Here is a 13,223-nt window from a genome sequence, read left to right as displayed (position 1 = left end):
GGGCAGCGCTGTCGCCGACGGCGCTGACGACGCCCGCCCGGCACCGGCAACGCCCCGAAAATCAGGGGCGTTCCCGACTGATCCCGCATAGCATCACCAAACGTCCCAAAGTAATCCCCTCCTGCCCTCCGCATCACTAGGTGGACCTCTTCATGCCTGCTCGGCCCTCCCCGACCGCCGCCCCCGCCGCGGGGCTCGACCCCAAGCGCTGGAAAGCGCTGGTCTTCATCGCCATCGCGCAGTTGATGGTCGTCCTCGATGGCACGATCGTGAACATCGCGCTCCCCTCCGCCCAGCACGACCTCGGCATATCCGACGGCAACCGGCAGTGGGTCATCACCGCCTACACCCTTGCCTTCGGCGGACTGCTGCTGTTCGGCGGCCGGATATCCGACCTCGCCGGACGCAAGCGTGCCTTCATCGTCGGCCTGATCGGCTTCGCCGGGGCCTCCGCGCTCGGCGGCGCCGCGGTCAACACCGGCATGCTGCTCGGCGCCCGGGCCCTGCAGGGTGTCTTCGGCGCGCTGCTGGCCCCGGCCGCGCTCTCCCTGCTCGCCGTGACGTTCACCGAGGCCAAGGAGCGCGCCAAGGCGTTCGGTGTCTTCGGCGCCATCGCCGGTGGCGGTGCCGCCCTCGGCCTGATCCTCGGCGGGGTGCTCACCGAGTACCTCAACTGGCGCTGGGCGCTCTTCGTCAACATCTTCTTCGCCGTGATCGCCGCCCTCGGCGCGGCCGCCAACGTCAACGAGCCCGTCGGCAGCCGCAACCCCAGCCGGCTCGACATCCCCGGCGTCCTGCTCGCCACCGCCGGCCTGGTCGCCCTCGTCTACGGCTTCACCCGCGCCGAGAGCGACGGCTGGTCCGCCGGGGTGACCATCGGCCTGTTCGTCGGCGCCGCCGTGCTGCTCGTCGCGTTCGTCGTCGTCGAGTCGTTCGTCAAGGCCCCGCTGCTGCCGCTGCGCGTGGTCACCGAACGGAACCGGGCGGGCGTCTACCTCTCGCTGGGCCTGGCCGTGATCGCCATGTTCGGCCTCTTCCTCTTCCTCACCTACTACCTGCAGATCGTCAAGGGTTACTCCCCGATCACCACCGGCCTCGCCTTCCTGCCGATGGTGGCCGGCATGATCACCGGGTCCACCCAGATCGGCACCCGGCTGATGACCCGCGTCCCGCCGCGCTTCCTGATGGCCCCCGGCTTCCTGGTGGCGGCGCTCGGCATGCTGATCCTCTCCCAGATCTCGGTGGACAGCGCCTACGCCTCGGTGGTCCTGCCCGGCCTGGTCCTGCTCGGGCTCGGCATGGGCACCGCGTTCATGCCCGCGATGAGCCTGGCGACCTACGGGGTGCAGCCCCGGGACGCCGGTGTCGCCTCGGCGATGGTCAACACCTCGCAGCAGGTGGGCGGTTCGATCGGCACCGCGCTGCTGAACACCATCGCGGCCAGCGCCACCACCGCCTACGCCACCGCCCACGTGGCCGGGGTGCGCACCCCGCAGGCGGTCGCGCGGCTCAAGCTCGACGCCATGGTGCACGGCTACTCGACGGCGATCTGGTGGGCGCTGGGCATCCTGGTGGTCTCCTCCGCGATCGCCTTCGCGCTGCTCAACGCCGGTCACCAGGGCGGCTCCGCCCCGCTGGCGTCCGGCGGGACGCAGGACGAGGAGATCGAGGTGCCGATCCCGGTGATCGCGCACTGACGCCTCGCCGAGGCCGTCGAGGTCGCTGAGGCTGCTGAGGTTCGGGTCCCGTCCCCGGTGGGGGCGGGACCCGGCTCGTTTTTGAAGGTTCAAGCAGCCGTAGTCTTGGCATATGGCGACGACGGAACCTCGTTGGCTGGACGAGCGGCAGCAGAAGACCTGGCGTGCCTACATGGCCGCCACCCAACTGCTCTCCGACCACATCGACCGGCAGCTCCAACGGGACTCCGGCATGCCGCACACCTACTACAGCCTCCTGGTGTGGCTCTCCGAGACCCCCGGCCGCCGGATGCGCATGACCGAACTCGCCGAACGGTCCAAGATCACCCGCAGCCGCCTCTCGCACGCGATCTCCCGCCTGGAGAAGGACGGCTGGGTACGCCGCGAGGACTGCGCCACCGACCGGCGCGGCCAGATGGCCGTCCTCACCGAGCAGGGCTTCAAGGCCCTCCGGACGGCCGCCCCCGGCCACGTCGAGGCGGTGCGCACCGCCGTGTTCGACCGGCTCACCGAGGAACAGGTCGGACAACTCGGCGAGATCATGCGCACGATCGCCGAAGGGCTCGCCCCGCAGGGCCGCCCCGACCTGCCCTGGCTGCGGTGACGGAGATCTCATCGAGGACGCGGACGCGCCGCCGAAGCAGTGGCGGCCCCCGCCCCGGAGCCTTGACGACCAGGGTCGCACCGCCTCTGAGCTGCGCGGATACCACGGTCGACGTCCGCGGGCCGAACGGGGCCGACGCGGCGCGGCCCGCAGGGTACCGCATGATCGCCGAATTCGTTGATCCACTTGGGAATTCTGTCCCGATTGCAGTCGTTGTTTCCCGGTGAGTGGGCACCCGTGGAGTGAGCCGGAGGGAGGGACACCGTCCGGGACACACCGGATGTCCAGGCCGGGAGCGACAGCCTCCCGACAGGAACGTGACCGCATCACGCAGAGGGAGCACGCATGGCAACCCGTGCCGTCGCCCGCCGTCAGTCCGACGGGCCCAGCAGCGTTCGCGCCACCGGCGGCGAGGTGGCCGACCGCGATCTGGTCGGCATGTACCTCGACGAGATCGCGCGGACCCCGCTCCTCGACGCGGCGCAGGAGGTCGAGCTCTCCCGGGTCATCGAGGCCGGGGTCTACGCCCAGCACCTCCTGGACGAGGGGAAGAGCGCCGAGGGGGCCACCGAGGAGGAGCTGCGCGCCCTGGTGGACGCCGGTGAGCGCGCCAAGGACGTCTTCATCCGCTCCAACCTGCGCCTGGTGGTGGCCGTCGCCCGGCGCTACCCGCGCAGCGGCCTGCCGCTGCTCGACCTGATCCAGGAGGGCAACGCGGGTCTGGTCCGGGCGGTGGAGAAGTTCGACTACACCAAGGGCTTCAAGTTCTCCACCTACGCGACCTGGTGGATCCGCCAGGCGATCACCCGGTCGATAGCCGACCAGTCGCGCACCATCCGCCTGCCGGTGCACCTCGTGGAGGAGCTGGGCCGCATCCGCCGGGTGCAGCGCGAGTTCAACCGCGAGCACGGACGCGACCCGGAGCCCGCGGAGATCGCCGCCGAACTCGGCGCCAGCCCCGAGCGCGTCGTCGACGTCCTCGACTGGGCCCGCGACCCGGTCAGTCTCAACATGGCGGTGGACGACGAGGGCGAGACCCAGTTCGGCGACCTGGTCGAGGACACCTCGGCGGCCTCACCGGAGGACTCGGTGCTGGTGATGCTGCGCCGCGAGGAGCTGGAGGAGCTGATCGGCCGCCTCGACGGCCGCACCGCCTCCATCATCCGTGCCCGCTACGGCATGGAGGACGGCAAGGAACGCACCCTCACCGAGGTCGGCAAGCAGCACGGCCTCACCCGGGAACGCATCCGCCAGATCGAGAAGCACGCCCTGGTCGAGCTCAAGCGCATGGCGCGCGACACCGGTCTCGCCTACGAGGCCGCCTGACCCCGTCCTCCTCGCACCAAGGAGCCGCCTTGCCCCCCGATCCGCCACCCCTCACCGTCCCCTGCCCCGAAGCCCCGGCGAGCCCTGAGCACGCCGGGGCTCGCGCATCCCGCACCGGCGCGGGAGGCGGCCCGGCGCGGCCGTACGCTTGAGGCATGAGCACGCCTCCCGAGCCGACCGGCCTCGTCTTCGACGACCCCCTGGACCAGCCGTCGCCGGACGACACCGACCGGGGCTGGGGCGACCGCCCCGCGACCGTCTCCTCCGCCGCCGACCTGGCACGCTTCCTGGACGAGAAGCCCCCTCACCACCTCTGAGGCCGCCGCCCGGCTACGCCTCCTCGCCGGAGCCGGAGCCCGGGCCCGGGCCCGATCCCGCGTCGGACCGGGAGCGCTGCGCGACCACGGAGGCCCCGGGGGACTGGGCGCGGAGGGCGTCGCGGATCTCCCGCAGGAGCACGATGTCGGGGGTCTCCTCGGCCGGTTCGGGCTCCTTGTCCTGGGCGAGCTTGGCCGTGCGCCGGGCGAGGAAGCGGGACATCGGGACCACCATCAGGAAGTAGACGACGGCCGCGGTGATCAGGAAGTTGAGCACGGCGCCCAGCACCGAGCCCCACGCCACGGCCACCCCCTGCGTCACCTTGCCCGTGGCGTCCACCGTGCACGGGGCCTTGATGCACAGCGTGTAGCCCGCCAGGTCCTTGGTGCCGAAGGCGCCGACCACCGGGTTGATCACCCCGTTGACCACGGAGTTCACGATGTTGGTGAACGCCGCGCCGATGACCACCGCGACGGCCAGATCGACCACGTTGCCGCGCATCATGAACTGTTTGAAGCCGCTGAGCAGCCCCTGCTTCTTCTCACTCGCCGTGTCGCTCAAGGCGCCGACCTCACTCATGCCGATGACAGAACGGCTCCGCAACCTAGAGGACCCCGGGCGGGGGCTGTCCAATCGGCCGTGCGCACGGGTGAACGAGGAAGGGGGGGCAGCGGCTCAGCGCGGCGGCTCGGCACACCCCGCGCCCGGCCTCGGCGGGGGAGCGGCACCGGCCGCGCAGGCGCCGCCACCCGTGGTCGCCGCCGTCGCCGCGGCGGCGAGCGCCGCGGCCGTCAGCGCCAGACCGGCCGTGCGGGACCGGCGCCTTCGGCGGACGAACCGCCGGGCGTGCGCGGGACCGCCGCCGGCCACCCGGATCGGGGGCAGCTCCGGCACCCCCTGGCACGGCGGCAGGGCACGCTCGAAACGGCGTGCGGGCTGGGCGGGAAACAACTGGCGAGCCATGACGACCACCGCTTCCGTCGGATGTCGGATGCCGCGGCCCGGGCGTTCCCGGCCGTGCCGGGGCCCGTCCGCACCACCGCGTCGGACGGCGCCACCCGGCCGGGCGTTCCCGGGCCGATCCGCCCGGCGGACCGGACGGACGCCCCCTACGATGCCGTGGTTTCCGCGATCGCGGGCAAGCCTGTGGACGACCCACAGGCTGTGGACAACTCCGTCACCTCGTCGGGTGGTCCACCAGGGCGTCCAGCCCGGTGTCGAGGCCGTCGAGGGCGTGCGCGCACAGGCAGTCGCGGGCCTCGGTGGCGGGGAGCGCGGCGACGACGTCGAAGAGCACGGTGCGCAGCCGGTCGACGTTGGCCGCGAAGACGGCGAGGACCTCGTCGTGGGAGACGCCCTCGCCGGTCTCGGCACCGGCGTCCAGATCGGTGACGAGCGTCAAGGAGGTGTAGCACAGGCCGAGTTCACGGGCGAGGACCGCTTCGGGGTGACCGGTCATGCCCACCACCGACCAGCCCTGCGCCGCGTGCCAGCGGGATTCGGCGCGGGTGGAGAAGCGCGGCCCCTCCACGACCACCAGCGTGCCGCCGTCCACCGCGGGCCAGCCGCCGGCCCGGGCGGTGGCCACCGCCGTCCGCCGCCCCACCGGGCAGTAGGGGTCGGCGAAGGCCACGTGGACGACGTTGGGCACGGTGCCGTCCGGCAGCGCCTCGCCGTCGTAGTAGGTCTGGACGCGGGACTTGGTGCGGTCCACGATCTGGTCCGGGACGAGCAGCGTGCCCGGCCCGTACTCCGGGCGCAGCCCGCCCACCGCGCAGGGGCCGAGCACCTGGCGCACGCCGACCGACCGCAGCGCCCACAGGTTGGCGCGGTAGTTGATGCGGTGCGGCGGCAGGTGGTGCTTGCGGCCGTGCCGGGGGAGGAAGGCCACCCGGCGGCCGGCCACCTCACCGAGGAAGAGCGAATCGCTCGGCGGGCCGTACGGCGTCTCGACCGTGATCTCCGTCACGTCGTCGAGGAACGCGTAGAAACCGGAGCCGCCGATGACCCCGATCCCGGCCTGATGGGCGAAACCGTCGCCGGGCCCCCCGTGGGGGACCCCGCCGAGGTCCGCGCCGCCGTCACCTACGTTGCCGCTGCTGTCCGCCATGGCCACACCCTAACGGGGCACGCCCGCGGCGCCAGGGGGCCGGCAGCGGCACCCTTGGGCGTCAGGCGGCGGAGCTGGTGCTCGCGGCCGACGACGAGCCCGACGACCCGGAGGACGACGAGCCCGACGAGGACGAGGACTTGGCGTCCGAGCCGTTCGAGGAGCCGGACTTGGCGGCCGGGCTGCTGCTGGACGAGGAACCGCGGCTGTCGGTCCGGTAGAAGCCGGAACCCTTGAAGACGACACCCACCGCGGAGAAGACCTTGCGCAGGCGGCCCTGGCAGCTCGGGCACTCGGTGAGCGCGTCGTCGCTGAACTTCTGCACCGCCTCGAGGCCCTCGCCGCACTCGGTGCACTGGTACTGGTAGGTCGGCACTTGCTCCTCCTGGCACTCTCACTCGATGAGTGCTAACGACGCTCCATAGTGCAGCATTCCCGCCCGTCAGTCCACCGAGAGCCGCATCACTCGCCCGCCCGGCGCACGCTCACCCCTGGACCGACGCCCGCGCCGCCAGCCGTCCGCGCAGCGCCACCAGCACCAGCGCGGCCACCGCGGTACCGGCCAGCGGCACCAGGAAACCGGTGCTCGGGCCGAGGTGGTCCGCGAGCTGACCGGCCACCGTGGAGGCCGCGGCCTGCCCCAGCCCCACCGCACCGGTCAGCCAGGTGAACGCCTCCGTGCGCGCCGAGGCCGGCACCAGCGTCTCCACCAGGGTGTAACCGGTGATCAGCGACGGCGCGATGCACAGCCCGACCAGCAGCCCCGCACCACCCAGCAGCGGCACCGAGTGCAGCGCCCACAGCGGGGTGCACGCCAGCGCCAGCAGCGGGTAGGCGGTCAGCAGCCGGCGCTGCGGCGTCGACTTCCAGGCGATCGCGCCGCACACCACCCCGGTGAGCATGTTCCCGGCCGCGAACGTGCCGTACAGCAGCCCGTTGATGCCCGGCTCGCCTATCGACTGGGTGAACGCGGTCAGCGACACCTGCATGCCGCCGAAGACCGCGCCGATGCCCAGGAACGCGCCGGCCAGCACCCGTACCCCCGGTACCGACAGCGCCGAGACGCGGGTGCCGCGTTCCCCGGCGACGCGCGGGCCGGGCTTGGGCGCGGTACGGCGCTGCGCGGCGAAGAACAGGCCGCCCAGGAGCGTCAGCCCCGCCTCGGCGACCAGCCCGGCGGCCGGGTGCACCGAGGTGCACAGCGCGGTCGCCAGCACCGGTCCGATCACGAAGGTGAACTCGTCCGTCACCGACTCGAACGCGGCGGCCGTCGCCATCAGCGGGGTGCCGCCCAGCCGGTCCGCCCAGCGGGCCCGCACCATCGGCCCGACCTGCGGCACCGAGGCGCCCGAGGGCACCGCGGCGGCCAGCAGCGCCCACAGCGGGGCGTGCCCCAGCGCCAGGGCGATCAGCAGCGCCACCGAGGCGGCGTGCACCAGCACGCCCGGCAGCAGCACCGCGCTCTGCCCGAAGCGGTCGGCCAGCTTGCCGCTCTGCGGTGCGAAGAGCGCCATCGACACACCGGTGACCGCGGAGACCGCGCCGGCCGTGCCGTACGAGCCGGAGGTGTGTTCCACCAGCAGCACGATGCCGATGGTGAGCATCGCGAACGGCTGACGGGCGACGAAGCCGGGGAGCAGGAACGTCCAGGCGCCCGGGGAGCGCAGGAGCTGCCCGTACCCGGGACGCCGCGAGGCGTCACCGGGCGGTCGGGCCTCGGGGCGCCGCTGGGCGCCCCGCCCCGCTGCGGGGTCCGGCGGTTCGGGTCGCGCGTGCTCGTTCTCGGTGACCGTGGACGCCACGGCCTGGGCCTTTCTGCCGCCTGGTAGCGCATCGGGTGGTGGTGCCACGCGCGATGCGCCGAGAGCTGTCCTCTCGCGCAGTGCCCGCGGTAGATACCGGGCCCGCGCCGAGCGAGGTGGCTCGGGGGCCCTGGCCGCCGTACGGTCGCGCCAGCTCTGCGTCAGGCAGAGTTGGGGGTTTACAACGTCCGACCATAGTAACGGTAAAGAATCCGTGGTCAGCCCCGGTGACCCGGGTCACCCGGCGGGCGGGTGCGGATCCGGCCACGCGATCGGGGGATCTGGCCGGAAACCGCCGTCACGTCCGCCGCCGGTCCTCCGCCGGGGTGCCCAGCCAGCCGGCCAGCTTGCCGCCGCTGCCGACCGCCCGCAGCCGCCGTTCCGCCGCGTCGCGGACCTGGTCGGTGGCGACCACCAGCAGCTCGTCACCGCGCCGCAGCACGGTCTCCGGCCCGGGGACGAAGCTCTTGCCCTCCCGCACCACCAGGGTCACCCCGGAGCCGGACGGCAGCCGCAGCTCGCCCACCTCCACGCCGTGCATCCGGGAGCGCTCCGGTATCGACACCGACAGCAGGTGCCCGCGCAGCCGTTCCAGCGGCGCGGACTCTATGCCCAGGTCGGCGGCGGCCTCCGGGGTGCCCAGCCGCAGCCGGGTGGCGAGCCAGGGCAGGGTGGGCCCCTGCACCAGGGTGGAGACGATCACCAGCACGAAGACGATGTTGAAGATCCGGTGGCTGTCCGCCACCTGGTGCACCACCGGGATGGTGGCCAGCACGATCGGCACCGCCCCGCGCAGCCCGGCCCAGGACAGCAGCACCTGCTCCCGCCACCGGATCCGCAGCGGCGCCAGCGTCGCCGTCACCGACAGCGGCCGGGCCACCAGCGTCAGCGCCACCCCGATGACGATCGCCGGGATCAGGTCCTCGCCCAGCTCACGCGGGTTGACCAGCAGCCCCAGCAGCACGAACATGCCGATCTGGGCCAGCCACGCCACCCCCTCGGCGAAGCCACGGGTGGCCGGCCGGTGCGGCAGCGCGGCGTTGCCCAGCACCAGCGACGCCAGGTAGACCGCGAGGAAGCCGCTGCCGTGCGCCAGCGCGCCCCCGGCGTACGCCAGCACCGCCAGCGCCATCACCGCTATCGGATACAGACCGGAGGCGGGCAGCGCGACATGGCGCAGCGCGAGCGCGCCCAGCTTGCCGACGGCCAGGCCCACCGCCGCGCCGATGGCCAGCTCCGCGGCGATCGTGGCGATCAGCACGTACCAGTGGTCCACCGGGCCGGCCGAGCTGAAGGCGACGACCAGGATCACCACCGGGGCGTCGTTGAAGCCGGACTCGGCCTCCAGGACGCCGTTGAGCCGGGCCGGCAGCGGCACCTTGCGCAGCACCGAGAAGACCGCGGCGGCGTCCGTGGAGGAGACCACCGCGCCGATGATGAGCGACGGCCGCCAGTCGAGACCCGTCAGGTAGTGCGCGGCGGCGGCGGTGACCCCGACGCTGATCGCCACCCCCGCGGTGGAGAGCGCCACCGCGGCCGGCACCGCCGGTCTGATCTCTTTCCACTTGGTGCCCAGACCGCCCTCGGCGAGGATCACCACCAGCGCCGCGTACCCCAACACCTGTGTCAGCTGGGCGTCGTTGAACCGCACCCCGATGCCGTCCTGACCCATCACGACACCGAGGCCGAGATAGATCAGCAGGCTCGGCAGGCCGCTTCGGGACGACACCCTGACCGCCGCTACGGCGACCAGCAGTACCGCTGCGGAGACCAGCAGGATCTGGTTGAGGCGGTCGACAGACAGTGCGCGGTCCTTCCGTTAAGGGGGCGGGCCGGAACGGGAGTTCGTTTCCCTGCCTAACATTTTACCTGTACTTGAAATTCCGGGGTCCGCGTCCCCCGTGGTCCGTGGCTGCCCATATGGTTGCTGCCAGCACTTCGGTCCACCCTGCCCCGCGAAGGACAGCGATGCCCGCCAACCCCTCCGGCCCGCCCGCGAAGAAGAAGGGCCGCCGCGCACGACTCGTCGTGATCCTCGTGGTGCTCCTGCTCGTGGCAGGCATCGGCTACGGGTCGTACTGGAGCGTCAGTACGGTCCGAGCCTCGTTCCCGGTGACCACCGGCACCCTGAAGCTCAACGGGCTCACCGCGCCGGTCCAGGTCAAACGTGACGACCACGGGATTCCGCAGATCTACGCGGACGACGCCGCCGACCTCTTCCGCGCCCAGGGCTACGTCCAGGCCCAGGACCGCTTCTGGGAGATGGACGTGCGCCGCCACCTGACGGCGGGCCGGTTGTCCGAGATGTTCGGTTCCGGGCAGGTGGAGAACGACGCGTTCATCCGCACCCTCGGCTGGCGCCGCGTCGCCCAGCAGGAATGGGACACCCAGCTGTCCCCCACCGCCAAGGCGTACCTGCGGGCCTACTCCGACGGCGTCAACGCCTACCTGTCCGGCCACCACGGATCCGCCCTGTCGGTGGAGTACGCGGTGCTGGGGCTGACGCACAGCTACACCCCGGAGCGGTGGACCCCGGTCGACTCGATCTCCTGGCTCAAGGCGATGGCCTGGGACCTGCGGAGCAACATCAAGGACGAGATCGACCGCGCCCTGATGACCAGCCGGTTGACCCCGGCCCAGATAGCGCAGCTGTACCCCGAGTACCCGTACGGCCGCAACCGCCCGATCACCGGCGGCGGTTCGGTCACCCCGGACGGCTCCGAGTACGTGCCGGCCGGCCGCACCGCCACCGGGGGCGGCCAGACCACCTCGCAGCGCTACCCGAACGCGCAGCTGTCCGCGCTCAGCCGCACCATCGACCAGCTGCCCGCGCTCCTCGGCCCCTCCGGCAACGGCATCGGCTCCAACTCCTGGGTGGTTTCCGGCACGTACACCACCACCGGCAAGCCGATGCTCGCCAACGACCCGCACCTGGCGCCCCAGATGCCGTCGCTGTGGTACCAGATGGGGCTGCACTGCCGCACCGTGAACGCCGCCTGCCCCTACGACGTCTCCGGCTACACCTTCTCCGGCATGCCCGGCGTGGTCATCGGCCACAACCAGGACATCGCCTGGGGCATGACCAACATGGGCGCCGACGTCACCGACCTGTACCTGGAGAAGGTCACCGCCGACAGCTACCTGTACGACGGCAAGCAGGTGCCGTTCCGGACCCGGCAGGAGACCATCAAGGTGGCCGGCGGCAGCAGCCGGGTGATCACCGTGCGGGAGACCAGGGACGGCATGCCGCTGATCTCCGACCGCAGCGACGAGATGGCCGAGGTGGGCCAGAACGCCCCCGTCGGCCAGACCGCCCCCGACCGCCGCGACGGCTACGCGGTGGCGCTGCGCTGGACCGCGCTGACCCCGGGGAAGACGATGGAGGCCGTCTTCGAGCTCGACCGGGCCACCGACTTCACCCACTTCCGCAAGGCCGCCCAGGACTTCGCGGTGCCCGCGCAGAACCTCGTCTACGCCGACACCAGGAACAACATCGGCTACCAGGCGCCCGGCATGATCCCGGTCCGCCACAAGGTCACCGGCGGCATCCCCGACGACGGCCGCTACCCGGTGCCCGGCTGGGACCCCGACTACCGCTGGACCGGCTACATCCCGGCCGCCGCGCTCCCTTGGGAGTACAACCCCAAGCGCGGCTACATCGTCACCGCCAACCAGGCCGTCACCGACAAGAAGTACCCCTACCTGCTCACCGACGACTGGGGCTACGGCACCCGCAGCCAGCGCATCAACGACCTGATCGCCTCCAAGATCGCCGGTGGCGGCAAGATCTCCATGGACGACATGCAGTCCATGCAGATGGACGACAGCAGCGAGATCGCCAAGCTGCTCGTGCCCTACCTGCTCAAGGTCGACATCTCCGACCCCTACGTCCGCCAGGCCCAGCAGCTGCTGGAGGGCTGGGACTTCAACCAGGACGGCGACTCCGCGGCGGCGGCCTACTTCAACGCCGTGTGGCGCAACGTCCTCAAACTCGCCTTCGGCAACAAGCTGCCCAAGGAGGTCCGCCCCAAGGGCCAGTGCCTGCGCGTACCGCCCGCCGGCGGCTCCGGCCCGGTGGACGACCTGGGCACCCCCAAGCTGGTCACCGAATGCGGTCAGCGCGACCCCGCCGAGGCGCAGCCGGACGGCGGCGACCGCTGGTTCGAGGTGGTCCGCGCGATCCTGCCGGACGCCACCAACCCGTGGTGGAACACCTCCACCACCGGCGCCAAGAACGGCACCGACCGCGACCAGCTGCTCGCCAAGGCCATGAAGGACGCCCGCTGGGAGCTGACCTCCAAGCTCGGCAAGGACATCAACACCTGGAGCTGGGGCCGGCTGCACAAGATGACGCTGCGCAACCAGACCCTGGGCACCCAGGGCCCGGCCATCGTCAAGTGGCTGCTCAACCGCGGCCCCTGGCAACTCGGCGGCGGTGAGGCCGCGGTGAACGCCACCGGCTGGAACGCGGCGGCCGGCTACGACGTCGTCTGGGTGCCGTCGATGCGGATGATCGTCAGCCTCGACGACTTCGACAAGTCCCGCTGGATCAACCTCACCGGCGCCTCCGGCCACGCCTACGACGCCCACTACTCCGACCAGACCGCGATGTGGGTCGACGGGCAGCTGCTGCCCTGGGCCTACAGCGGCGGCGCGGTGGACAAGGCCGCCCAGGACAAGCTGACGCTGACGCCGTAGGGCAGGGCGCGCGGTGCGGTCGCGGAGGGGGTCAGACGGTGAACCGTCCGGCCCCCTCCGGCGTCACCACGGCGTGCACCGGACGGTCGTGCGCCTCGGCCGGCAGCCGCTCGACCACCTCGTGCGCGTAGAGCAGCACCACCAGCAACGGCTCCGCCCCGGCCCGCTCCAGCCGTTCCAGCACCCGGTCGTAGCTGCCCCCGCCGCGGCCGAGCCGCATCCCGCCCGCGTCCACCGCCAGCCCCGGCAGCAGCACCACGTCGGCCGCGAGCACCGCGTCCGGGCCGAGCGGCGGCTGCGCCGGCTCCAGCAGTCCGCGTCCGGCCGGCAGCAGCGACCCGGGGCCCTCGTACACCGCCCAGTCCAGGTCGTTGTCGCCGAGCAGTACCGGCAGCAGTACCCGCGTCCCGCGTTCCCGCAGCGTCTCCAGCAGCTGCCGGGTACCGGGCTCGCCGCCCACCGAGACGTAGGCCGCCACCGTGCCGGCCGTGGCGATCTCCGGCAGGGTCAGCGCCCGCGCGGCCAGTGCCCGCTCGGCGGCGGAACGTTCCCGCGCCGACAGCGCGCGCCGGCGCCGCAGCAGCTGCGCGCGCAGCGCCCCCTTGTCCGCCGCCGGGCCGCCGCCACCCGGTGTTCCGGCACCGTCCACGCTCGAGTCCACGACCGCT

Annotated in this window: 12 protein-coding genes; 5 read left to right on the top strand and 7 right to left on the bottom strand. The window is 72.4% G+C overall.

The window, feature by feature from the left end:
* Window positions 1–152: 152 nt before the first annotated feature.
* The 4 genes from SCATT_RS10295 (at window position 153) to SCATT_RS38950 (ending at window position 3,944) form a co-directional block, all read left to right on the top strand.
* Window positions 153–1,697, top strand: a complete 1,545-nt coding sequence (locus SCATT_RS10295; protein ID WP_014142954.1) for an MFS transporter — start codon at window positions 153–155, stop codon at window positions 1,695–1,697.
* A gap of 112 nt (window positions 1,698–1,809) precedes the next feature.
* Window positions 1,810–2,301 (top strand): MarR family winged helix-turn-helix transcriptional regulator, encoded by a 492-nt coding sequence (locus SCATT_RS10290; RefSeq protein ID WP_014142953.1) that lies wholly within the window; start codon window positions 1,810–1,812, stop codon window positions 2,299–2,301.
* Between the two features lie 345 nt (window positions 2,302–2,646).
* The gene (locus SCATT_RS10285) at window positions 2,647–3,627 is read left to right on the top strand and encodes a sigma-70 family RNA polymerase sigma factor (RefSeq protein ID WP_014142952.1); all 981 of its coding nucleotides are present in this window, start codon (window positions 2,647–2,649) and stop codon (window positions 3,625–3,627) included.
* Between the two features lie 155 nt (window positions 3,628–3,782).
* Window positions 3,783–3,944, top strand: a complete 162-nt coding sequence (locus SCATT_RS38950) for a hypothetical protein (protein WP_014142951.1) — start codon at window positions 3,783–3,785, stop codon at window positions 3,942–3,944.
* 13 nt (window positions 3,945–3,957) lie between these two features.
* On the opposite strand, the gene mscL is transcribed toward SCATT_RS38950, so the two are convergent.
* The 6 genes from mscL to SCATT_RS10255 form a co-directional block, all read right to left on the bottom strand.
* On the bottom strand, window positions 3,958–4,524 hold the full coding sequence (gene mscL, locus SCATT_RS10280; protein WP_065762368.1) for a large conductance mechanosensitive channel protein MscL: 567 nt from the start codon (window positions 4,522–4,524) through the stop codon (window positions 3,958–3,960).
* A 96-nt stretch (window positions 4,525–4,620) separates the two neighbouring features.
* Window positions 4,621–4,908 carry a hypothetical protein gene (locus tag SCATT_RS10275; protein WP_014142949.1) on the bottom strand — a complete coding sequence of 96 codons (288 nt, stop codon included), beginning with the start codon at window positions 4,906–4,908 and terminating at the stop codon, window positions 4,621–4,623.
* Window positions 4,909–5,122: 214 nt separating this feature from the next.
* Window positions 5,123–6,055: an S-methyl-5'-thioadenosine phosphorylase gene (locus SCATT_RS10270; RefSeq protein WP_014142948.1), complete on the bottom strand. Its 933-nt coding sequence runs from the start codon at window positions 6,053–6,055 to the stop codon at window positions 5,123–5,125.
* Between the two features lie 61 nt (window positions 6,056–6,116).
* Window positions 6,117–6,431 (bottom strand): FmdB family zinc ribbon protein, encoded by a 315-nt coding sequence (locus SCATT_RS10265; protein WP_014142947.1) that lies wholly within the window; start codon window positions 6,429–6,431, stop codon window positions 6,117–6,119.
* 109 nt (window positions 6,432–6,540) lie between these two features.
* Entirely contained in the window at window positions 6,541–7,722 is a 1,182-nt protein-coding gene (locus SCATT_RS10260; RefSeq protein WP_042507634.1) for an MFS transporter, read from the bottom strand.
* Between the two features lie 433 nt (window positions 7,723–8,155).
* Complete coding sequence (locus SCATT_RS10255; RefSeq protein WP_086010092.1) at window positions 8,156–9,661, bottom strand: potassium/proton antiporter; 1,506 nt, start codon at window positions 9,659–9,661, stop codon at window positions 8,156–8,158.
* A 164-nt stretch (window positions 9,662–9,825) separates the two neighbouring features.
* Between SCATT_RS10255 and SCATT_RS10250 the strand changes: the two genes are divergently transcribed.
* Complete coding sequence (locus SCATT_RS10250) at window positions 9,826–12,555, top strand: penicillin acylase family protein (RefSeq protein WP_014142944.1); 2,730 nt, start codon at window positions 9,826–9,828, stop codon at window positions 12,553–12,555.
* 31 nt (window positions 12,556–12,586) lie between these two features.
* Here SCATT_RS10250 and SCATT_RS10245 read toward each other — a convergent pair whose 3' ends face one another.
* The gene (locus SCATT_RS10245) at window positions 12,587–13,216 is read right to left on the bottom strand and encodes a 5-formyltetrahydrofolate cyclo-ligase (protein ID WP_014142943.1); all 630 of its coding nucleotides are present in this window, start codon (window positions 13,214–13,216) and stop codon (window positions 12,587–12,589) included.
* Window positions 13,217–13,223: the final 7 nt, after the last annotated feature.

Origin of the sequence: Streptantibioticus cattleyicolor NRRL 8057 = DSM 46488 (genome assembly GCF_000240165.1) — a bacterium.
GTDB classification, from domain to species: domain Bacteria; phylum Actinomycetota; class Actinomycetes; order Streptomycetales; family Streptomycetaceae; genus Streptantibioticus; species Streptantibioticus cattleyicolor.
Note: the sequence above shows the minus strand (reverse complement) of the source record. Positions and strands in the feature narration are given on the sequence as shown.

Excerpts from the sequence above, each read along its gene's own strand:
- SCATT_RS10285 (WP_014142952.1), top strand. The coding sequence starts at position 2,647 with ATGGCAACCCGTGCCGTCGCCCGCCGTCAGTCCGACGGGCCCAGCAGC.
- SCATT_RS38950 (WP_014142951.1), top strand. The coding sequence starts at position 3,783 with ATGAGCACGCCTCCCGAGCCGACCGGCCTCGTCTTCGACGACCCCCTG.
- mscL (WP_065762368.1), bottom strand. The coding sequence starts at position 4,524 with ATGAGTGAGGTCGGCGCCTTGAGCGACACGGCGAGTGAGAAGAAGCAG.
- SCATT_RS10295 (WP_014142954.1), top strand. The coding sequence starts at position 153 with ATGCCTGCTCGGCCCTCCCCGACCGCCGCCCCCGCCGCGGGGCTCGAC.
- SCATT_RS10290 (WP_014142953.1), top strand. The coding sequence starts at position 1,810 with ATGGCGACGACGGAACCTCGTTGGCTGGACGAGCGGCAGCAGAAGACC.
- SCATT_RS10275 (WP_014142949.1), bottom strand. The coding sequence starts at position 4,908 with ATGGCTCGCCAGTTGTTTCCCGCCCAGCCCGCACGCCGTTTCGAGCGT.
- SCATT_RS10270 (WP_014142948.1), bottom strand. The coding sequence starts at position 6,055 with ATGGCGGACAGCAGCGGCAACGTAGGTGACGGCGGCGCGGACCTCGGC.
- SCATT_RS10250 (WP_014142944.1), top strand. The coding sequence starts at position 9,826 with ATGCCCGCCAACCCCTCCGGCCCGCCCGCGAAGAAGAAGGGCCGCCGC.